The 20082-nt window shown below is 61.2% G+C and carries 19 protein-coding genes; 3 read left to right on the top strand and 16 right to left on the bottom strand.

Features of this window, described 5'->3' with window-relative positions:
* Positions 1-26: 26 nt before the first annotated feature.
* Positions 27-2690: a cation-translocating P-type ATPase gene (locus ACSEXS_RS07590; RefSeq protein ID WP_438432555.1), complete on the bottom strand. Its 2664-nt coding sequence runs from the start codon at positions 2688-2690 to the stop codon at positions 27-29.
* Between the two features lie 186 nt (positions 2691-2876).
* Here ACSEXS_RS07590 and ACSEXS_RS07585 point away from each other — a divergent pair, with 186 nt between their 5' ends.
* The gene (locus ACSEXS_RS07585; protein WP_438432554.1) at positions 2877-3833 is read left to right on the top strand and encodes a DMT family transporter; all 957 of its coding nucleotides are present in this window, start codon (positions 2877-2879) and stop codon (positions 3831-3833) included.
* Positions 3834-3967: 134 nt separating this feature from the next.
* On the opposite strand, the gene ACSEXS_RS07580 is transcribed toward ACSEXS_RS07585, so the two are convergent.
* The 14 genes from ACSEXS_RS07580 to hrpB all read right to left on the bottom strand — a co-directional run bounded on the left by ACSEXS_RS07580 (position 3968) and on the right by hrpB (position 15841).
* Positions 3968-4516 (bottom strand): hypothetical protein, encoded by a 549-nt coding sequence (locus ACSEXS_RS07580; protein ID WP_438432553.1) that lies wholly within the window; start codon positions 4514-4516, stop codon positions 3968-3970.
* Positions 4517-4530: 14 nt separating this feature from the next.
* Positions 4531-5025: a hypothetical protein gene (locus ACSEXS_RS07575; protein ID WP_438432552.1), complete on the bottom strand. Its 495-nt coding sequence runs from the start codon at positions 5023-5025 to the stop codon at positions 4531-4533.
* A 95-nt stretch (positions 5026-5120) separates the two neighbouring features.
* The gene (locus ACSEXS_RS07570; protein WP_438432551.1) at positions 5121-5276 is read right to left on the bottom strand and encodes a hypothetical protein; all 156 of its coding nucleotides are present in this window, start codon (positions 5274-5276) and stop codon (positions 5121-5123) included.
* Positions 5277-5282: 6 nt separating this feature from the next.
* A complete protein-coding gene (locus ACSEXS_RS07565) occupies positions 5283-5459 on the bottom strand; it encodes a hypothetical protein (RefSeq protein ID WP_438432550.1) in 177 nt (58 codons plus the stop codon).
* Positions 5460-5495: 36 nt separating this feature from the next.
* Positions 5496-5636, bottom strand: coding sequence for a hypothetical protein (locus ACSEXS_RS07560; protein ID WP_438432549.1), 141 nt, complete (start codon positions 5634-5636; stop codon positions 5496-5498).
* A gap of 17 nt (positions 5637-5653) precedes the next feature.
* Positions 5654-6577: a hypothetical protein gene (locus ACSEXS_RS07555; protein WP_438432548.1), complete on the bottom strand. Its 924-nt coding sequence runs from the start codon at positions 6575-6577 to the stop codon at positions 5654-5656.
* A gap of 29 nt (positions 6578-6606) precedes the next feature.
* Positions 6607-7599: a type II secretion system F family protein gene (locus ACSEXS_RS07550; RefSeq protein WP_438432547.1), complete on the bottom strand. Its 993-nt coding sequence runs from the start codon at positions 7597-7599 to the stop codon at positions 6607-6609.
* On the bottom strand, positions 7589-9010 hold the full coding sequence (locus tag ACSEXS_RS07545; RefSeq protein WP_438432546.1) for an ATPase, T2SS/T4P/T4SS family: 1422 nt from the start codon (positions 9008-9010) through the stop codon (positions 7589-7591). Before ACSEXS_RS07545 ends, ACSEXS_RS07550 begins: the two co-directional genes overlap by 11 nt.
* A 36-nt stretch (positions 9011-9046) precedes the next feature.
* The gene (locus ACSEXS_RS07540) at positions 9047-10267 is read right to left on the bottom strand and encodes a CpaE/TadZ family protein (protein WP_438432545.1); all 1221 of its coding nucleotides are present in this window, start codon (positions 10265-10267) and stop codon (positions 9047-9049) included.
* Positions 10264-11067: a CpaB family protein gene (locus tag ACSEXS_RS07535; protein ID WP_438432544.1), complete on the bottom strand. Its 804-nt coding sequence runs from the start codon at positions 11065-11067 to the stop codon at positions 10264-10266. The genes ACSEXS_RS07540 and ACSEXS_RS07535 overlap by 4 nt, the downstream gene beginning before the upstream one ends.
* Before the next feature lie 166 nt (positions 11068-11233).
* Positions 11234-11506, bottom strand: a complete 273-nt coding sequence (locus tag ACSEXS_RS07530) for a hypothetical protein (protein ID WP_438432543.1) — start codon at positions 11504-11506, stop codon at positions 11234-11236.
* Between the two features lie 286 nt (positions 11507-11792).
* A complete protein-coding gene (locus ACSEXS_RS07525; protein ID WP_438432542.1) occupies positions 11793-12470 on the bottom strand; it encodes a YueI family protein in 678 nt (225 codons plus the stop codon).
* A gap of 16 nt (positions 12471-12486) precedes the next feature.
* A complete protein-coding gene (locus ACSEXS_RS07520; RefSeq protein ID WP_438432541.1) occupies positions 12487-13314 on the bottom strand; it encodes a helix-turn-helix transcriptional regulator in 828 nt (275 codons plus the stop codon).
* Positions 13315-13330: 16 nt separating this feature from the next.
* A complete protein-coding gene (hrpB, locus tag ACSEXS_RS07515; RefSeq protein ID WP_438433107.1) occupies positions 13331-15841 on the bottom strand; it encodes an ATP-dependent helicase HrpB in 2511 nt (836 codons plus the stop codon).
* A 163-nt stretch (positions 15842-16004) separates the two neighbouring features.
* Here hrpB and ACSEXS_RS07510 point away from each other — a divergent pair, with 163 nt between their 5' ends.
* Both ACSEXS_RS07510 and ACSEXS_RS07505 read left to right on the top strand, forming a co-directional pair.
* A complete protein-coding gene (locus ACSEXS_RS07510; RefSeq protein WP_438432540.1) occupies positions 16005-17987 on the top strand; it encodes a stalk domain-containing protein in 1983 nt (660 codons plus the stop codon).
* Positions 17988-18342: 355 nt separating this feature from the next.
* Positions 18343-18600, top strand: a complete 258-nt coding sequence (locus ACSEXS_RS07505) for a GlsB/YeaQ/YmgE family stress response membrane protein (RefSeq protein ID WP_438432539.1) — start codon at positions 18343-18345, stop codon at positions 18598-18600.
* A 125-nt stretch (positions 18601-18725) separates the two neighbouring features.
* Here ACSEXS_RS07505 and ACSEXS_RS07500 read toward each other — a convergent pair whose 3' ends face one another.
* A complete protein-coding gene (locus ACSEXS_RS07500; RefSeq protein WP_438432538.1) occupies positions 18726-19934 on the bottom strand; it encodes a CapA family protein in 1209 nt (402 codons plus the stop codon).
* Positions 19935-20082: the final 148 nt, after the last annotated feature.

Below are 20082 nucleotides of genomic sequence, written 5' to 3'. Positions count from 1 at the left end.
TTTCCCGAGCAAGAACAACTGTCATCTCAAGGGAGAGAGGATTCCCGGGGCTTGAAAATCTTGATGATTTCCACCAACACAACCAATAGCAAAGCACCTCCAAGAATGAGGCTCCACTGCGCTCCGTTCAGGGCGGTCAGGTTGAAGATATCGCGCAGAGCCGGCACCAGCATGACGACAAGCAGGAGAAGCGAGGAAGCTCCGGCAGCCAGCAGCAGCCAGCGGTTGGACAACAGCCCGATGCGAAAGATGGATTCCCGCTGCGAGCGGACATTGAAGGCGTGCGTAATTTGAATAAACCCGAGCGTGCCGAACGCCATGGTGATCGCCTCCGGGGAAGAATACCGGTTGAGCGCATAAAAGAAGATGCCCAGCACGATCCCCGCTTCCAGTATCCCTTGGTACAGAATGGTCCACCCGGCTCCCTCGGCGAAAACGCTCGCTCCGGCCGGCCGTGGCGGGCGCTTCATGATTCCTTTCTCGGCTTTCTCCATTCCGAGGGCCAGGGCCGGAAAAGTATCGGTCACGAGGTTAATCCACAGGATATGAATGGGGAACAAAATCACGGCTCCGAACAGAGTGGCGATAAACAACGTCACCACTTCGCCGATGTTGGCGGACAACAGGTATTGAATCGCCTTCTTGATATTGCCGTAAACCTTGCGTCCTTCCTCGACGGCCACGACGATCGTGCTGAAGTTATCGTCCGAGAGAACCATATCCGACACGCCCTTGGACACATCGGTACCCGTGATGCCCATACCGACGCCGATATCCGACGCCTTCAGCGCAGGTGCATCATTGACCCCGTCACCGGTCATGGCGACGACCTTGCCTTTATCCTTCCAGGCCTTGACGATCCTCACTTTGTGCTCAGGCGAGACACGGGCGTAGACGGAATACTGGCCGACTTTTTCGTCGAATTCCTGGGCGGACAGCTTGTCGAGTTCGCTGCCGGTAATCGCTTCGTCACCCGGGGCAAGGATTCCCAACTCCGTGGCGATCGCCGCAGCGGTATCCTTGTGGTCGCCGGTAATCATCACCGGCCGGATGCCCGCCTCCCGGCAAATGGCTACGGCCGCCTTCACTTCCTCGCGGGGCGGGTCGATCATGCCCGCGAGTCCGACGAAAATCAGGTCCCGTTCCCACTCGTCCGGCTGAAGGTGATCCGGAAGGACACCCGTCCGGCGGTAGGCCATCGCCAACACCCGAAGAGCCTGCGCGGCCATCTGGCGGTTCGCCTGATGGATGCGTTTCAGATGCTCGTCATTCATGCTCACGATCTGACCGTCAATCTCGATGGACGAACAGCGGCCCGCCAGGATATCCGGCGCTCCCTTGGTAAGCATCAAATAGCTTCCGGGCTGTTCCTCATGGAAGGTCGTCATCAGCTTGCGATCGCTGTCGAATGGAATTTCTGCCCGGCGGGGCAGCCGTGCCTCCAGCTCCGGCTTCCCTACGCCTCGGGTCTGGGCATAAGCGACGAGAGCCGTCTCGGTAGGATCCCCGATGAGCTTGGGCGACTCGCCCTCCGCGCCGGTTCCCGACATTTTCACATCGTTGCACAAGCTCATGATCTGCAGAATGCGCTGCGATGCTGCATCTGTACCTGTTCCCTCAGGATCATCCGGGAGCCACTCCCCTCCGGCAAAAAGGCGCTGAACCGTCATCTTGTTCTGGGTGAGCGTACCGGTTTTATCGGAACAGATGATTTCCGTGCTGCCGAGCGTCTCTACGGCAGGAAGCTTGCGGATAATGGCATTGCGCTTCGCCATTTTCTGCACGCCCATCGCCAATACGATGGTAACGATCGCAGGCAGGCCTTCGGGGATCGCCGCGACGGAGATGCTCACTGCGGTCAGGAACATATCGAGGAACCCCCTGCCCTGGAGCATTCCGGCCGCAAAGATGATCACGGCAATGACCAGCACGCCGAAGGTGAGAATTTTTCCGAGCTCGGTCAACTTACGCTGCAATGGAGTGACCTCTTCCTCGTCTCCGCTAAGGAACCCCGCTATTTTGCCGACTTCGGTCTCCATGCCGGTTGCCGTGACGACCCCTGACCCGCGTCCGTATGTGACGCTGCTGCCCAGATAGGCCATATTCACCCGATCTCCGATGACCAGGTCCGTTTGGGTCAGCGTCCCGGTGGATTTCTCCGATGGGACCGATTCGCCGGTTAGCGCGGCTTCCTCGATTTTCAGGCTGGCCGCCTCAAGCAGCCGGACATCGGCCGGTATATAGTCGCCCGCCTCCAGCAGGACGATGTCCCCGGGAACGAGTTCGGCCGCCTGCACCACGGCCACTTGTCCATTGCGTTTTACTCGCGCCTGCGGTGAAGACATTTGCTTCAGGGCGTCCAGCGCCTTCTCCGCCTTGGCTTCTTGAAAGACACCGAGCGCAGCGTTAAGAATCACTACCAGAAAGATAATCACCGCGTCCGCGATTTCGCCGAGAAATCCGGAGATGACGGCTGCAGCAAGCAGGACGATGACCATAAAGTCCTTGAATTGCTCGAAAAATTTTTGCAGGAGCGATTTAGACTTGCCTTCCTTCAGCTCATTGCGCCCATGCCGCTCCAGGCGAGAAGCCGCTTCTTCCGCGGTCAACCCTGCATCGCCGCTGCCAAGCTCTTTCAGCACTTCCTCTTTGCCGAGCGTATGATAAGATCCGTTGTTCGTGAGTTTCATGAGTTTCCTCCTCGCCTGTTAAGTTGGCTTTGTCCCGGCGCGTTCCCGTTTCATAGGAACGATTATTACTGTTCCCCGTTATCCGTTGCTCCACACCTTGGAGCGGCAACGATAAACGGGCATTGCCGCCGATTCGGGGCTGTGCTACAATCGGCGGAAAAGCGGAACCGGTCGGAGGGGCTTTTGTTGAAGAAATCCTATGTCGCAGACACCGTACTGCTCGGAGTTACCTTGATTTGGGGCTTGATGTTCATCGTGGTCAAGAACGCGCTGGATGCCATGCCGGCCTTTGCTTATCTGGCCGTGCGCTTCGGCTTGGCCTCGGTGCTTCTCCTGGCGGTCCGTCGGCTGTCGCCTGCCGCTTCGCGGGGGAGGTTCACCCGAAATACCGGGATCGCAGGAGCGATCCTCGGGATCTTTTTATACGGCGGCTTCGCCGGTCAGACGGTCGGGCTGACGTTTACCACCGCCTCCCGAGCCGGCTTCCTGACCGGCTTTCTCGTGATCCTGGTGCCGATTATCGCCCGGATGTTCTTCGGCAGCCGCATCACCCTTAGCATGGGCATCGGCATCGGCATCGCCTTCGTCGGCCTTGGCTTGCTGTCCGTCGACAAAGCGGAGCCGTTCCGGTGGGGAGACGCGCTCATTCTCGTCGGAGCGCTGGCATTTGCCGTGCATATCGTCCTGACGGACCGGATCACCGCCAGACATGACGTCTATCCCCTGGTAACGGTGCAGCTTGCCGCCGTATCTGCGCTCTGCTTGGTCTCCTCGTTCGCGGCGGAGGATTGGCGCCAAGCGTTCCGTCCCGAGGTTCTGCTCACTCCCCGGGTGGCGCTGGCCCTGCTCGCCGGCTCCCTCTTCGCCACCACGTTTGCCTATTGGGCGCAAACCTATTTTCAACGGTTTACCACGCCGAGCCACACCGCCCTCATCTTCGCCTGTGAACCGATCTTCGCCGCGCTCGGCGGATTCCTCGTCGCCGGGGAGCGGATGGCAGCGCAAGCCATCGTCGGAGCGGCCTTGATCATGATCGGCATCGTCGTCACCGAATGGCGGCGCTCCGAGGAGGAACCCGTGCCGGAGAAACCGGCCGCTTCCCTTGACCCAGCTGCCGCTCCGGTGGCAAGTTCTCTGTCGTAGTCATTCATCCGGCTTCCGAAGAAATGGAGCGCCGGTCGAAGCCAGACCAAAAACCGCGCAGCGCCTCTCCATCCAGGAGAAGACGTCAGCGCGGTTTTCTTGTGTTCCCCTTCCCTACGGACTTGAAGCCGAGTCTAGCGATACCGGATGCTGGAGACGCTGCTGATCACCACCGGCTCCTCGCGGCTCTCCCCCAAGCCCCGAAAGAAGAACTCCACAACGGCGAACACCGAAGGACCGTACAAGGTCACATCGACCCCGCGAGTCGTCTCATCGCCGGTTCCGGCATGAAGCGTAACACTTCGGTGCAGCTTGAACGGATAGGACGGCGCAGCAACAAACTCCAGCGTATGAATGACAGGGGGCTGGTCCAGCGGAGAACCATCCTCGGGCGTTCCATCCGCGTTAAGCCGAAGATTGCGGTAGAGATAGGTTCGGAAACTCGCAGCCCCGGCTGCTTCGTCCCAAGCCAACCGCCCTTCTCCCAGCTCTGCGAGATCGACGTCAAGGGAAGCTGCACGGGTGGCTTGGTCTACGATCGGCTTGGTTTTGTTCAGGATAAGCGTCTGTCTGCCCCAATTGAAGGTCATCAGCCAGAGGGCCGTCAACGAGACAACCGCCAGTAGAGCGATCAGCAAAATGGCCATCCCGCCCTGTTCGTTCCGCCGAAAAGCCCGCAGCATGGCCGCTCCCTTCCTCATTCGTACGCCTCGCTTCGTCCATACAAGATCACCCGAAATTTGCCTTCCGAGGAAGCGCCGGAAGAGGAGCCGCCGATCGCCGAAAGCATCCGGGTCAGCGGCGGTGCCGGATAACGGACGACGAGGGTGATCGTCGGGTCCGCCGAATCCCGCAGAACCTTCGCTTCCGTACTGCCCTCGAAATCGGGATAGATGACACCCTTCACAGTCAGCTCTCCCATTCCGAGCCGCTCCATTCGTTCCGTCGTTGCCGCTTCAATCGCCGGGCTCACATACCCGACCGCCTCCGCTTCCTTCAAGGCGTGGTTCGCAATCGTGTTCAGGTGGTCCAGCTTCATGGTGTAGACGAAAAACGGAACGATCATCAGACACAGAAACAGCAGGACCGGCAGGACCATCAGCATGACGAGCAGGTTGGATATTCCCCGCTCATCCTTGCACAGCTTTTTCAGCCGCGACTCTTCCAACCACCCGCTTCTTCCGAATCGCATCTTTGGTCACCCGTCCCTTTCGCTCTACCCTTCGTCTTCCAGCCGGTTCCACAAAACGCCGTCGCATCGACGGGGTTGTCTTCTTCCAGTCGGTTCTAATCGGTTACATAATCGAAGCTGCGCACCGTGCCGGTGACATTGGAATGGCCGGTGCGCAGGGTTTCCTTCAAGCTTCCGCCGCCGTTGAACAGATAGACGGCCATGCCGAATAACAAGACGGTCAGCAGCAATGTCGTGATCAGCTTGCTCATGCCGGATCAGGGTGCGGTTACGGTGGCGGCGCCGGAAGTGGTATTGACCGTCGCTGTGGTAATCGACGAATTGATGCTCGTTCCCTTGGTCACCACGCCGGGTGCTACCTGCTTGCCGCCTACATAGAGAGCTGCGCCTGCGAGCAGAGTCGCGAGGCAAATCGTTACGATCAATTTGGACATAGTCTTACCTGCTTTCTTATGGGAATGGTTGAGGCCTTATTGAAACGCTTGCCGAATCTGGTCCCGGGTATGGGTCCCGGCCGTGTTCGTCGCCGGCAGCAGTTGATTTCCAACCACCGCCAGAACCGCCCCGGCCATCAATACCGTCAGCAAGACGCTGACCACAAGCTTGCTCATGTGCATCCTTCCTTGCTTCAGGAAATGGAATATGTGCTCCACAGCTGAGTTTGTACCGTAATCAGCCAAGGATAGAGAAACAGCAGCACCACACAGGCGAAAGGAATCATGATATAGAAGCTGATCCAGATCGGCGCGTTCTCGATCTTTCGGGCGATATCTGCCTCCAGGGTGGCTTCGATGCTTTTCGCCTGCTCCCGAAGGACCCGAACGACATCTTTGGTCTCGGCGCGGCTTAACGCATACAGAGCGTTGACGAGAGGAAACACTTCGGTAATGCCGACCGCATCCTTGAACCGCTCGATCGCTTCCTGCTGGTTCTTCCCCCACATGGCGGCCAGCTCCAGGATGCACGGGCGAAGCAGGACGAGCGGGCGGCTTGCGCGAAGCAGGACATCCCGCAAATCGGCGTTCTCGTTGATGCATAAGGCAAGCCGCTCGGCCAGCATCGAAATCTCCGAGAGGTATCGGCTGCGGGCCCGCGAGGCGAAGCCGACAAGAGCCAGCTCCGGCAGCCACCAGCCCACCAAGGCGGCCAAGCCCGCAAAAAGCAGGGCTTTGACCGGGAGACCGCCGCCGGGAGCCGCTCCAACGGGAACGACCCGATAGAGCAGAGCCAAGATACCGAACAAGCCTGAGGCGATCGCCTGGACAGCCTGGAACCGGCTGTGCGTCCAGCTCTCGTCGAGTCCGGCCAGCTTGGCCCGCTCCAGGAAGGTCCGGACGCGGAGCGGGCTTTCGTCAAACGCCATCTCCCGTTTGCGGAGGACCGGCGACTGTGGGATACGGCCGCGCTTGCCTCTCCACAGGCCGACCCGGCTCATGCGGGTGAACCGGATTCGGCCCAGACAGGTAAACCAGAACAAGGCGCCCCCGGCCAGAAACACCGCGAACAGCAGCGGCGGGATCCACCCGTTTCGCCAAAACCACTCGGGATGCATAAATTTCCCTCCTTTATCTAGGGCTTGGATCAGAACGGCTTGCGGCCCGAGCGGACGACCATGGCGAGCGACGCAAACAGCACCAGGACCGCGAAGGTGATGATCCGGCGGCCTCCCGACTCCAGGAAGTAATGCCGGAAGTTGCCCGTGTCGGCATAACAATTGAACAGCACGGCAAAGACGGCAAATCCGATCATCAGCAAGGTCCCGATCCGATAGGCGGCCACCATCGCCATCCGCTTCTCTTCGTTGCTCTTGGCTTTCTGCATGCTGGAGACCAGCTTATGCAGGGCTTGGGTAATATCTGTGCCGTATTGGGCCCCCATCAGCATCAGGTCGGCCAAATCGTCGGCCCAATGGTTGTCGATTCGGCGGGCAAAGTCGTGCAGGGCTTGTTCGGCCGACTCCATATGCAGATTCAGAATCAGCCGGTTCCACTCCTTGCGGACGTCGATCGGCATTGTCTTGGCCGACTTCGTCAGCACCTCCGTCAACGTGAGCGCCGGGCTGTAATGGCCGATGATATTCTGCGTGAGCATGATCATCTTGAGCGCGATGCGGCGGCGCTTCTTCTGCACCGCAAACTTCAATAGGAAGATCGGCAGCGCTCCGGTAATCAGCCCGATGCAGGCGTTGAGCACCCAGGGGTTGAGGCGGGCAAAGCGGTCTGCACCCGTGGCAAGTTGTTCCTGCAGCAGCTTAATCGCCAGCTGCGAACCAAACATTCCGATGAGGAGGAAAGCGAGCGCGCCTGCCAGCAGCAGCTCCGGAGCGATTTTCCATTCGGCAAATTCCAGTTCATCCGCCAGCTGCAGCCGACCGGCAATCTTCTGCAGGAAGCCTCCCTCACGCGGCTTTGCAGGCTCCCGAAAGCTGCGGATTCTTCGCTGCCGCAGCCGCTTCTTGGCCAAGCGCGGACCGACCAGAACCAGCAGGAGGAAGCTGCCGACAATCCAAAGGCTGAGGAATACCGTCTTGGCCGCTTCCTGCAGCAGCGGGTTTCCCGAGGCGTCAGCGAACATCGGCCACCCCCAATTCCTGAAGTTCGCTCAAGCTGGCGCCACTAGCGATGAGGTGGTTGATCAGCGGTGTGCTTAAGGGCTCGCCGGTCCGCCTCCAGGTTTGGTCGGCGAACGACCATTCCACCAGCGGCTTGGCCCGGGCCTCCCCCTCGCCGTCTACGTACAGTTCGGTGATTTCCGTTACCACCCGGCGGTTCCGGCCGTTGATGCGAAGCAGCCGGAGGAAAACAACGATGTTGAAAGCCCGGGCAATGCGGCTCTGGGTGTCCCCATGATCGTGCGAACGCCCGTCCTGCTTAATCATGTCTTCCACGTCGGACAGGAACGATTCCCGGTATTTGGTGTGCATCGTCGCCATGACGTCATGGCCGCGAAGCGACCCCTGCACCGCCTGTGCCACCTCCGCTCCCTTGGCTTCGCCGAGGATTACCCAATGGGGCGACATGACGAGCAGCGGTTTGTAGGCCTCTTCCATCGTAAGGTGCAGGTCTTCCGCTTCTCTTGCGGCGAGAATGTTTCGCTTGCCCTTCAACCTTTCCCGCAGGGCGATCTCAAAATCCTTCTCCAAGGTGCGAATCCGCTCCTGCTCGCCGGTTTCCTGGGCCAGAGCGAACAGAAACGTCGTCTTGCCGGTGTTGGTCGAGCCTCCGATCAGGAAGCTCGCATGATAGCGAACCAGCCGCTTAAGCAGATGCGCGGAGGACTCATCGATCGTCTCCAGCTCCACCAATTTATCGAGATTGACGTCCTTGACGATAAAATTGCGGATGTGAATGCTCGGCACATCGGTGTAAGGCTCCCGGGTCATGACCAAGCGGGACCGGTTCCAGAGATAGGTTTGCAGGACCGGTTGGCGTTCGTGGATCGGCTTCTTGCCGCAGAGAGCCAACCGGTCCTGGAGAATGCGAACGGCTTCCAGGGACGGAAAGCTGCGGTGGTGAAGGAATTGCTCTCCGTTGCGCAGCAGGAAGATATCGCAGCCGATGACCTGGACTTCCTCGACGTCCGGCAGCTGCAGCAAATCTTCGATCAGGCTGGCGCCGCAAGTTTCCGCATAGATGCTCTCGGTCGGCGTGCAGCCGTCGATCAAGGTTCCCGGGTCGATGTCGATCCGGTATTCCATCAGGAGCGTCTCAATGATCGCCTTCATGCCCTCTCTCGCCTGCGGGTCGCCCAGTCCGGCCTGCAGGATATCGCGGTGCAGCACCGGGTCCTTGGAGGCCCGTCCGGTCAGGTGTTCATGCACCAATGCGGCCGCTTCCGTCAGGCTCATCCGCCCGCCGATGGACACATCCGCCCGCTGCAGCCGATTTTCCAGGAGCGCCGCCTGCTGTTTCAAATCTTCCAGATAGCGGTCGGGCCGAAACGGCTGGCGGGGCTTCATCCGGTCTTGTATTCTCGCGGGCTCCATGGGCCTCTCCCTCCTTTCGCGCGAGCCTCGCGCCGGTCAGTTCCAAGCCAGGCGGCCGCCGATCCGCCGCCACAGCGTCTTGCGGCGGTCGGGGCGAAGTTCCCACTCCGTTCCCGCCGCTCTGGCGGCCTGGGCGGCCAGCGGAGCCAAGGCTTCCCGGAACGGCTCGGCGCCGGTTTGCTCGTGGAAGGGAACCCCTTCGTCCACCGCCCGCCGCGCATGCTCGCCGGGCAGCTCGGGAAGCTCTGCTGCGAGCGGCATTTCGAGAAAGGTCGCCGCCGCGTTCGCCTCCCCCTTCGCGGCCGCCCGGTTCAGAACAAGGCCGATATCTTCCGGGCTGAGACCGCAAAACTTCCAATAGCTGTTATACCATTCGGTCCACGAGGTCCGGTAGGAATCGAACCGGGGCGTGGCAACCAGCCAGCGGAGGTCGGCTCCGCGCACACCGCAAACCGTGGCCGCATTGTCGGGGTATCCATTCAGATCGAGCAGCGTGACATCGAAGGCGCTTCTCGCTGCGGTGAGCAGGTGATCGATCATCTCGGGGGTGCAATCCCCGGCCGAATCCCTCCGCGGCGTTCCGGGCAGCACCAGCGCCTGCTTCATTCGCGGCAGAGGGATGCAGCCGGCGCGCAGCTCTTCCGGGGTCAGCGTTCGGGTTTGCAAACGGGGCCGGAGCCTTACGTTGCTTTTGCCGCCCGTCTCCAGATTGAGGTTGGCGCTCAGGGTGGGGTTCTTCAAATTCAAATCGAGGAGCCCTACCCGCAATCCGGTCTGAGAGGCGAGCAAGAGAGCGGTATTGGCAACGACGGTGGATGCCCCGTCCCGGCTTCCGGCGGACCAGACGGCTACTACCTTGCCCTGCCCGGTCCGGGGAACCGTCGGCGAATCGGTCAGCCGCTCCAGCAGGAGCGCCGCTCCTTCCTGCGGCGTTAATGCCTGGGGGAGCAACGCGATTCCCGCCGAATCGGCAAGCCGCCCGAGCACCTCCAGGTACAGGGAATCGTAGACCTTGTCGTCGGGAATCAAGGTGATGGACGTATGGGGGCCGCGTTGCTTGCTTAGCTCGCGGATCACCTCCCATGGGTACCAATCGGCAAACAATTGCAGTTCAAACGCCGCATGGTCGAACGATTCGCTGAGGCGGAACAGAGCCTGCTCGGCCGTCGAGACCGTTACCGCTTGCAGGCGACCCTGGCTGGAATCGCCAAACCGCAAATACGCTTCCGGATGGGATGTGCCGATCAACAGCTTCATGGATTCGCCTCCTGGGATAGGGGATAAGCGGCTGAGGACGGCGCATTTCGCTCCAGCCAAGCGGAAAACTCCGGTGTAACCAGAGCCTGCGCTTCCGTTTCCCGCGTCAGATTCGGCAGCGCCAGCCGGATCGTTCCCGCCGCCGCCGCTGCGGCATAGGCCGCATAAACCTCGTCGTTCATGATGAACGTGTTCAGCTCCGGCTTGCCTGCGGATTTCCCGCGGGAGTCCGCAAGTTGGGCGGCATCGCTCGCCAGCAGGGCATCCATTCCCTGCTTGTCCGTCACCTCGGCGCCTTCCGCCGTTTTGACGCCGGCCACCGGCAGGCCCTCGATCACTTTCAGCGCCGACGCCCGCTCCACGCCCGGTTCGCCCGCCGACTGCTTGAGCTCGACCCAAACATCGACGCGGTCTCCCCGCCTTACCATGTTGTTGACATTGGCCGCCGCATCGGTCTTAAAGCTGTAATAGCGCTCGCCCTCCTCCGGAACCAGCTTGTCCCGGGACAGCTTCCAGGCGGCGATCTCCTCCTCCCGGCCGATCGGGACGACGACGTACTTGCCGATCAGCTCTTCAGGCCGGCGGACTGCATCGGGCCGGTGAGCCGCCACCGGCACCGTAACCTTGCGCAGGACGGCCGCCTCTATGCGCTCGCCGCTCAGAAGCGTCCTCACCGGCATGAGGGTTTCCAGCGTCTCTTGACTCCGGTCATAGTTTCGCATGAACAGGAGATACCCGACGACCGAGACGGCCATCAGCGCTGCGCCGACGATGCCGATGATCCAGCCGCGAAGCTTCATGTTCCGCATCCTCCTTTCGAAAGGGCAGTAAGCGCAAAAAAGCACCCGAAATAGCCCGTTTGGCTAAATCAGGTGCTTCCTGATGTTGGATATAATCGACTTTGTTTAATCCTGTGACCGATTATAGCGGATGATTCGGAATCTGTAAATACCTTCCTTCGGGCCGTCAGACCGATTGGAGAACCTGCTCCAGCTTCGAGGAGATAAGGACAAAGGCCTCGCGGGAAAACTGGGTGGAGCCTTCGTTCAGCTCGCGCAGACGGTTATATTCTTCGGCAGTCAGCTCCAGGCAGGCCGTTTTAGGCACCAGGAGCGCCGAACCGGTTTTTTCCCGGATCAAGCGGTAAGCGGTTTCCGTTTCTTCCGCATTCTCTTCGCGCTTGTAAAGCTGCTGATACTCTTCATCGTACAGGTCCGCGTTGATAAAGTACTGTTTCATCATTATCTCCTCCCTGTTTCTAATTGTAGGGGATTTTGCCAAAGCGGAGAAATGATAAGAATCACCTTTGAATAAGAAATCGCTTTCACCATGATTAGAGACGCCGATTCACTTTTTCCCCACTCGATGAAAGCGATTGCCTATTTCACGCGGAAAAACGGTTGCTCATTTGTGAAAACGGTCACATTGTCGGGTCGTGTTTGGTCCCGATGGGACATTTTTAGAACAGGCGTTCTTGGTCTGTTACCAAAGAGTTAGGTTGCTGTACTAATCCCGAACACCCTCGCTATTCGATCTCCTCGTGTCCGGGACATTTCTCGCCGAACAACCGGTCCATCATCGTCATGACGCGGTATTTCGCCTTCTCTTCGGGAGCCTTTTCCTGGATCAGACCATAGCATTTCACACAGATTTTTTTGCCGGCGGCGCGGATCAATTGCTCGGGAATCCCCTTCTCCTTCAGCTTCTCCTCGCGGGACTTGGTCCGAATCTGCTCGTCGGGAACGTCAATTGCCCGGTCGCTGACCACCAACAGGCCGATTTCCCCCTGAAAATCCGTGTCGTGGCGGACGGTATAGGGCTTGCCGAGCGATGCCGCGAGTTTTTCGTATTTGTCGTTGTGGCGGTCGGGGGTGCTGCCGTCGATGACCAGCTTATCGGCGCGCGGATCGTTCAAGGCGGAGCGGATTTCCTCATATACGTCGGGTTCGGCCATCTGCTGGCGGGTCAGCGTCTTCAGCACCCGCTCGCGGAATTCGCCCAAAAACAGGTTCTTCTCTTCCTTGCGCAATTCCGGGGCTCCGTGGATTCCCGCCTGCAGGGTCCGTTCCAGGGCGCTGTGACTTGCCGCCCAGGCGGCAGCCTCGTTTGCGGCCCGGTCTTCCGGAGAGAGCGGCTGCGGCTGTTGCCCGTCCGGGCTCTCTGCCCTTTCCTTCCGTCCTTCTTCGTTCTCATGGGTGGCCATCGGCTTTCCTCCTTCGTTAGACTAGTCGGTTAAGCTTGCGGAACAGATCGGGGGCCATGCCTTCGGATTTCTTGAACAGCAGGCTGAAATACCCCGGCGTCTCGAAGCCGACGCGCAGCGCGATCTCCTTGAGCGGAACATGCCGTTCCTGCAGCATGATTTCCTTGCTTTTGCGGATGCGCAGCAGATTGAGGTATTCCATCGGCCGCAGCTGCACGGTTTTCTTAAAAATCAGACAGAGGTGCTTGGCGGATATGCCCGCCGCCTCCGCCAATTCATCCAGGGTCACGGTCCGCTTATAATGGGCTTCCATGTAATCGAACACCGGCTGAAGCCGCTCCGCGCCCCGTTCCGAACCGCCCGGAGGCCCTCCGCTCAGACCGTTTCCCAGATCGAGCAGCAGCGCGTAAGCCGCCTTGGAGCATTCCATGCCGACGAACGGCCGGCGCGAGAGGGCGATCGCCTGCGCATTGCGCAGATGGGCGAGCTGCGGCTCCGGCGAGCGGACCTTGTAGACGCCGGAACGCGTGAGATCGGCGAGGCGGGCCAGCGGCTCGACCTCAGGGCCGTACAGGGTAATCCAATCCAACTCCCACGGCTCCGTCCCTTCGTATTCGTGGGGCTCATTCGGATACAGAAACATCCCTGTTCCCGGATAGACGGCATGCTCTTTCCCCCGCACCCGCAGGACGCCTTCTCCCGAGCTGCAGTAGAGCCATTGGAAGGCCGGGTAGCCCTCCGGGCGCACCGTCTTCTCCTGATGATCCCAATGTCCCACGCTTCGGGTATATACGGGAAGCAGCGTCTCCCGTTCCGTCAAGATCAGAAAAGCCAGCCGGTCCACGCTTTTCCCCCTCCTCCTATCGCGGGCGCACCCGGCTCGTCGGCACCGCCGACGTCGGATCGTCCGGCCAATAATGCTTCGGGTATCGCCCCTTCAAGTCTTTCTTGACGTCGAAATACCCCGTTCGCCAAAAGCTTGCCAAATCGCGGGTCACCTGCACCGGCCGCTGAGCCGGCGACAGCAGGTGCAGCAGCACCGGCACCCGGCCACCGCCGATGCGGGGCGTGTCCGCGAGGCCGAATACCTCCTGCAGGCGGACCGCCAACACCGGCGCTTCCGGGTCGCTGTAATCGACCGGAATTCGCGAGCCGCTTGGCACAGCCAGATGGGTCGGCGCCCACTCGTCCATGAGGCGCCGCTTGTCCCAGGGCAGCAGGCCGTCGAGCGCGTTTTGCAGCGGCAGCCGCTCCAGGTCGGAGCGGCTCTTCATCCCCGTCAGGAAAGGGCCAAGCCAGTCGGGGAGGGTGCGAAGCAAGCCCTCCGCCGAGACGTCCGGCCACTCCTGCGGCTGAAGCCGGGCGAGGAAAGCCGCGCGCTGCAGCCAGGCGCGCGCGCCCTTCGTCCACGGCAGCAGCTCCAGGCCGGCGGAGCGGATGCCGGCCATCAGCACCTCCCGCACCCGCTCGGGGTCGGGGGCGGGAAGCGGCGTCTCGCGCAGGACGAGCGCGCCCAGGCAGCGGCGCTGCCGGGCCCGGACCGCCTGCGCTTCGGCGTCCCAATAGATCGCGGCTTCCTCCCGGATCAACTCCGCCGCATGCTCCGCGATCTCCGCCTCGGCGAGCGGCGCGGCGAGCCGGATGCGGCTGTCCGCGCCTTGATCGTCCAGGTCCGCCGCGACGAGATACGGCGCTGCGGAAAGCGCCTGCGAGCCGGGCAGGACAGCGCCGCGGCCGCCGGACAAGCGGTAGCGTCCGTCGGGCCGCCGCTCCGCGATCCGGTCCGGGTAGGCGAAGGCGAGCAGGAGTCCGCTCGCCTCCGCCTCGCCCGATTCCGCGGCCGACCCCTCCGGCAGCGCCAGCTGGCGGGCGAGCCGCCCGGCCTCCGCCGCCAGCCGGGCGAGCGGCGAATCGCCGCCCGGCCGCGCCGCGAGTACGGCGGCGACGCGACCGCGCAGGTCGGCGTCCGGCGGTGCACCCGGGCCGCCGCGGAAGGGATCGCGGTCGCCGAGCACCGCGGCGAGCGCGCAGCCGGAGCGTCCGAGGCCCAGCCGACGGGCCTCGAGCAGCATCCTCGCCAGCCGCGGGTGCAGGCCGAGCGCGGCCATCCGGCGGCCGTCCGGCGTCAGGGCGCCGGACGCATCCAGCGCACCGAGCTGGCCGAGCAACTCGCGGGCCTGCGCCAGGGCGGCCGCAGGCGGCGGGTCGAGCCAGCGGAGACCGGCGGCGTCCGATTCGCCCCAGGCGGCAAGCTCCAGCGCAAGCGGCGCGAGATCGGCCGATAGGATCTCCGGCTGGCTGCGGGGCGCGAGCCGGGCGTCTTCCTCTTCCGTCCAGAGCCGGCAGCAGACGCCCGGGGCTACCCTCCCCGCCCGGCCCCGGCGCTGATCGGCGGCCGGGCGGCTGACCGGCTCCGTGACGAGCCGGGACATGCCCGTGCGCGGCGAGAACCGGGAGACGCGCATCAGGCCGCCGTCGACGACGATCCGCACGCCCTCGACCGTAAGGCTCGTCTCGGCGATCGACGTCGCCAAGACCACCTTGCGCGTACCTGCGGGAGAGGGCTGCAACGCACGGTCCTGCTGCTCCGCGGACAGGTCGCCGTACAGCGGAGCCAGACGCACCTCGCCCCGCCCGCCCCCGGCAAGCCGCTCGCGCAAGGCCGCCTCCGTACGGCGGATCTCCGCCGCTCCGGGCAGGAATGCCAGCACGTCGCCCTCCGTGCGGTCCATCGCAGCGAGCACCGTCGCGGCTACGGCCGTTTCGAGCGCCCCATAGCCGTCGCCGAGCGGCCGCTCCCGGTAGACCGTCTCCACGGGATAGGAACGTCCCTCGCTGACCACAAGCGGAGCGCCTCCGAGCAGCTCGGCCACCGGCTCCGGCTCGAGCGTCGCCGACAGAACGGCTAGCCGGAGATCGTCCCGGAGCAGCGCGCGGGCCTGCAGGCACAACGCGAGTCCGAGATCGGCCTGCAGGCTCCGCTCATGAAATTCGTCGAACAGCACGGCTCCCACCCCGTCAAGCGACGGATCGTCCTGGAGCATACGGGTGAGGATGCCTTCCGTGATGACCTCGATCCGGGTATGCGGCCCTGTCCGGCTGTCCAGCCGCACCCGGTAACCGACGGTACGGCCAACCTCTTCTCCGAGCAAAGACGCCATATAGCGGGCGACGCTCCGTGCGGCGAGCCGGCGGGGCTCCAGCATGAGCAGCTTCTTGCCGGCTAGCCAAGGTTCCTCCAGGAGCGACAGAGGAGCTCGTGTCGATTTGCCCGCTCCGGGCGGAGCGATCAGTACCGCCGTTCCCTGTTCCCGCAAAGCTGCCCGCCACTCCGGCAAAACCGCTTCAATCGGCAAAGCCGCCACATTCATCACCAAGCCTTTTTCCATATGCTGTGCAGCGGCAAATGCCGCATCTGTCTACAAATGTGAAGCAATTTTGACGAAAACGCAACTTTTTCTTCCTCTTCTCGTCTATCCATTGTCGCCCCTTTTCCTCATTCATCCAAATTTGATGTCACTAAAGGAGAGTATGATGAACGGTACAACCAGACGAGCCAAACGTGTTTTGCCCGTGCTTCTGATTCTATGCCTGCTGCTTACGGCTTTTCCCGCTATCCCTGCCCAATCGGCGGGCACCGTGCCGGAGTACATACTGACCGTATACGTCAACCAGGCCAAAATCACCCTGAACGGGACCGCCTATTCCTCTCTTCAGCCCGCCAAGGTTCAAGCCGGAGTCACTTATGCTCCGCTCAAGACCCTGGCCGCCCGGTATGGCTATTCCGTCCGGTACGACGCCGCAACCAAGGAAGCCGTTGCGGCCGGAAGCGGTACCGAAATCCGCTTTAAGACCGGAACTTCGCAGTACCGGCTGAACGGAGCCGTTAAACCCTTCACCGGCAAGACATACGAGACCAAAGGCGTGACCATGGTGCCCGTCCGGGCCTGGGCCAACGCGACGGGCTCTTCCCTTTCCGCTTCGGGCAGCACCGTCACGCTCTCGTGGGGCCAGAAGAAGGCAACCGCAGACTTTCGGGTCACCCCCGGCGAGATCTACGCCACGCAAACCCAGGTGACCTACACCTCGACCTCGTCCAATCCGGATCGGATTCTCGACGAGCGCTGGGAAGGCAATTATCCCGTCTTCCCGGAGGCGGGAACGTACACGGTCACCCATTCCGTCTATGACGCGACCGGCGGATGGAGCGCGCCTTACTCGGTTCAAGTTACGGTGAAGCCGCCCAACCAGCCGCCTACCGCCTATTTTGAAACCGACAAGACGGAATACAAGATCGGGGAGCCCGTACAGGTGACCGACATGTCGGGGGACGACGAGAACGCCATCGCCAAGACGGAGTGGACCGGCAAGCAGGATGCCTATTTCGAGCCGGGCGAGCATACGATCACGCTGCACGTCGAAGACCGGCACGGTCTGGCCTCCGACTACAGCCGAATCATCACCGTCACCGATGAAGTGCTCTTCACGGAGGACGAGTATAACCTGATGTTCACCCCCGTCGGCAAGAAGTTCAACATCGACGGAAGCACCGTGCTCAAAATGACCGATGTGCCTTATCAGTATGCCGATACGGAACGGGTGCTGATGATTTCCGACAGCCCGGAACGCTTGACCCAGCCGGGGATTCTCTACAGCGACTCCCAGGAAGGCAACCTGAGCATGTTCATCTATCACGAGAGCGCCTCGCAGCAAAAGCTGCGCATCTACCTGGCCGCCACGAATGAAGGAAGAACGGCGGAGACGGTTACCCTTGGAGCATCCGGCAAAGCCGGACCCAACCCGGTCGGTGCCTATACCGGCAAAGTGGCGGCAGCCAATTACTTCAAGAGCCGGCTGACGGGGACGGAGACCAAGACGGTGCTTCAGCCGGGAGAAACCAAGCTGGTCATGCCGAACATCGGATCGGTCGCCTTGAATTACAAGGACGTGCTGTCGATTCATGCCGACCTTCACACGACCTCGCCGGTGCGCCTGACGGCCTTCGTCGTCAAGGACGGCGACGACCCGCTTAAGACGCTGCCCACTCTGTCCAACCTGGACCGCGACGGACATGTCCGGGGTACGTTCATGGGAGCGGACCGGACCTTCTACGTCAAGCAGACGCTCGGCGCCAAAGCCGACCGCATCCTGTACGGAGACAACAAGCGCGACCCCTATATGTTCGGAGCCGATATGCTGACCGGCCGCACGGAGAACAGCGGCGGCAATTACGGCATTCTCTACCGTGCCACCCTGCAGGTCAAGGCCCATACCATGGTCGCGATCAACGCCCGCGGCGGCTTGTTCTCCGGGGTTACCGAGGTCAACGGGCAGGTCGTTCCGGTCACGGACGAAAGCATGCTGACCAACCCCAACCAGGTCTGCGTGCTGTATCGCACCGGCGATCAGGACGAGACCGTCGAGATCACCTTCATGACCGGTCTCGGCTCCAATCTGCCGGTTAACCTGCTCTTCCTGCCGATGCCGGACCGCGATCCGGCCAAGGTCTATCCTTGAACCGCCTAACACATGAAGCTTAGCGTGGAAAAGAAATTTAGCCGTCCCGCGGGTCCACCCCGTTCGGGACGGCTTTTCTCATTCCTGCCAGGCGTCGGGGTTTAACCGTAGCTGCAGGGATTCCGGTCGGTAAGCCTGTATTGCAGCCGCGCCCGCTTCCGGGTATAGAAGGCGGAGCCGATGTCGATACTACAGCTAGAAGCGGCCGGAAGGGGGCAGCGGATCGGCATTTCAGGCGACAGGAAAATCCTTCCTTCGGCAATGCTGTTTAAGGTGCCGCCGTACAGGTTAATAGTTACCATCGAACGGTGCAACACCCAATACATTAGACACAATACAAAAGGAGGAACAAACAATGGGATTCATTTGGTCGTTGATTATCGGTGGGATTATCGGATGGCTCGCAGGCATGATTATGGGCCGTGACATACCGGGAGGCATCATCGGCAACATCATTGCCGGCTTCATCGGAGCTTGGCTGGGCAGCCTGATCCTCGGCGAATGGGGACCGGAAACCGGTGGCTTCTACCTGATTCCGGCACTCATCGGAGCCGTCGTCCTGGTGTTCATCGTCAGCCTGATTCTGCGCTCCATGGGCCGCAATCGCGCCTAACGTGAACCTTCATCCTTCCCATCCGGAACGCCTGACACTGCCGTCCAAGCTTCCGCCGGAAGGTATCAAAAAAACCGCCTCCCCATGGGAAGGCGGTTTTTTGATACGTATAGCATGCGAAAAAATTATCCCGTTATTTTCAGGTCAGGCGCAAACCGCTGCATCAGCTCGGCAATGTCTTTGATATATCGGCTGCGGTCCGGCAGCAGATCGAGCGGAGCTTCCTTAAGCGGAACAATCTCATACCCGCGCCAGTTGCGGAATTGAATGTAGGTGGGACGGAAGGTCGGGTTTTCCGCCACCGCCTCCGTTCCCGCTGCGCTTTTCCGGACGACCAGGTCAAGCTTGGCAATCCCGCCGATTTGCCGATGAGGATCGGACTGTTCCTGGGCGGCGAGGAAATTCCCGAGCGAATAGAACACCAGCGTCCGGTTGCCTTCTTTGCCCGTCACCCACTCCACCGGCTGAAGCACATGCGGGTGATGTCCCAGCACGAGCGTGGCCCCTTCGTCGGCCGCGAGCTGCGCCCAGGCCTTCTGGTCTTCATTGGGCGTCGTGGAATATTCGATGCCCCAATGCATGCTGACGACGACGGCGTCCGCTTCGCTCTTCGCCCGGCGAATGTCCGCCGCGAGCCGTTCTTTGTCGAGCAGATTAACCAGGTACTCTTTCCCGGCAGGGATAGGAATGCCATTTGTTCCATAGGTATAGGCCAAAAAAGCGACCTTGACCCCGTTTCGTTCGAGGATGCGGATTTGGTCCCGCTCGTCCTCGCTGCGGTTCACACCGGCATACAGGATGCCCAGCTTGCTCCAATGGGCCGTCGCCTGCAAGATAGCCTTCTCCCGGAAGTCCATCGAATGGTTGTTGGCCATGGACACGATATCCACCCCCGCCTCCTTCAGGGCGTCGCCTACCTCGAAGGGGCTGTTGAATACCGGATAGCTGGAGAGCCCCAGGCTCTCTCCGCCGATGATGCTCTCGGAATTGGCGAAGGTAATGTCGCTATCGGCCATCTGTTGTTTAACGTGCTTAAACATCGGCCGAAAATCAAAGTGGCCGTCGGCTTGCTTGGCGTCCTTCCAAACCGATGAATGCACCAAAACATCCCCTACCGCAGTAATCGATACCCGCGTTTGCGTTTCCGGGACGGAAGGCTCCTCCGTCGGTGTCGGCGTGACGGCCGCGAGTTCGGTCGGCGATGGCGAAGCCGCTTGCGGCGTCGTTATTGGCGACGCCGTCTGTTCCGTCGAGGAATTGGTGCATCCCGCCCCTGTCAGCAGAACAAGTAAAGCCAGCGCGGGTGCGGCAAGCTTCCCCCTATTTGTTCCCATTTCTCTCTCCCCCTTGGACTTTTTTGGCAAGTCCGAGCTTCATTATTGCTCCTTTTGGCCGGAAATGCAATGGAATCCCGCTTTTCCCCGCCCCGCCCATCCTGTACAATGAAAGCGCGGATTCGTTCGCAAGCATCGGGACAGGAGG

It is taken from the genome of Gorillibacterium terrae, from assembly GCF_051594785.1.
GTDB lineage: Bacteria > Bacillota > Bacilli > Paenibacillales > NBRC-103111 > Gorillibacterium.
Note: the sequence above shows the minus strand (reverse complement) of the source record. Positions and strands in the feature narration are given on the sequence as shown.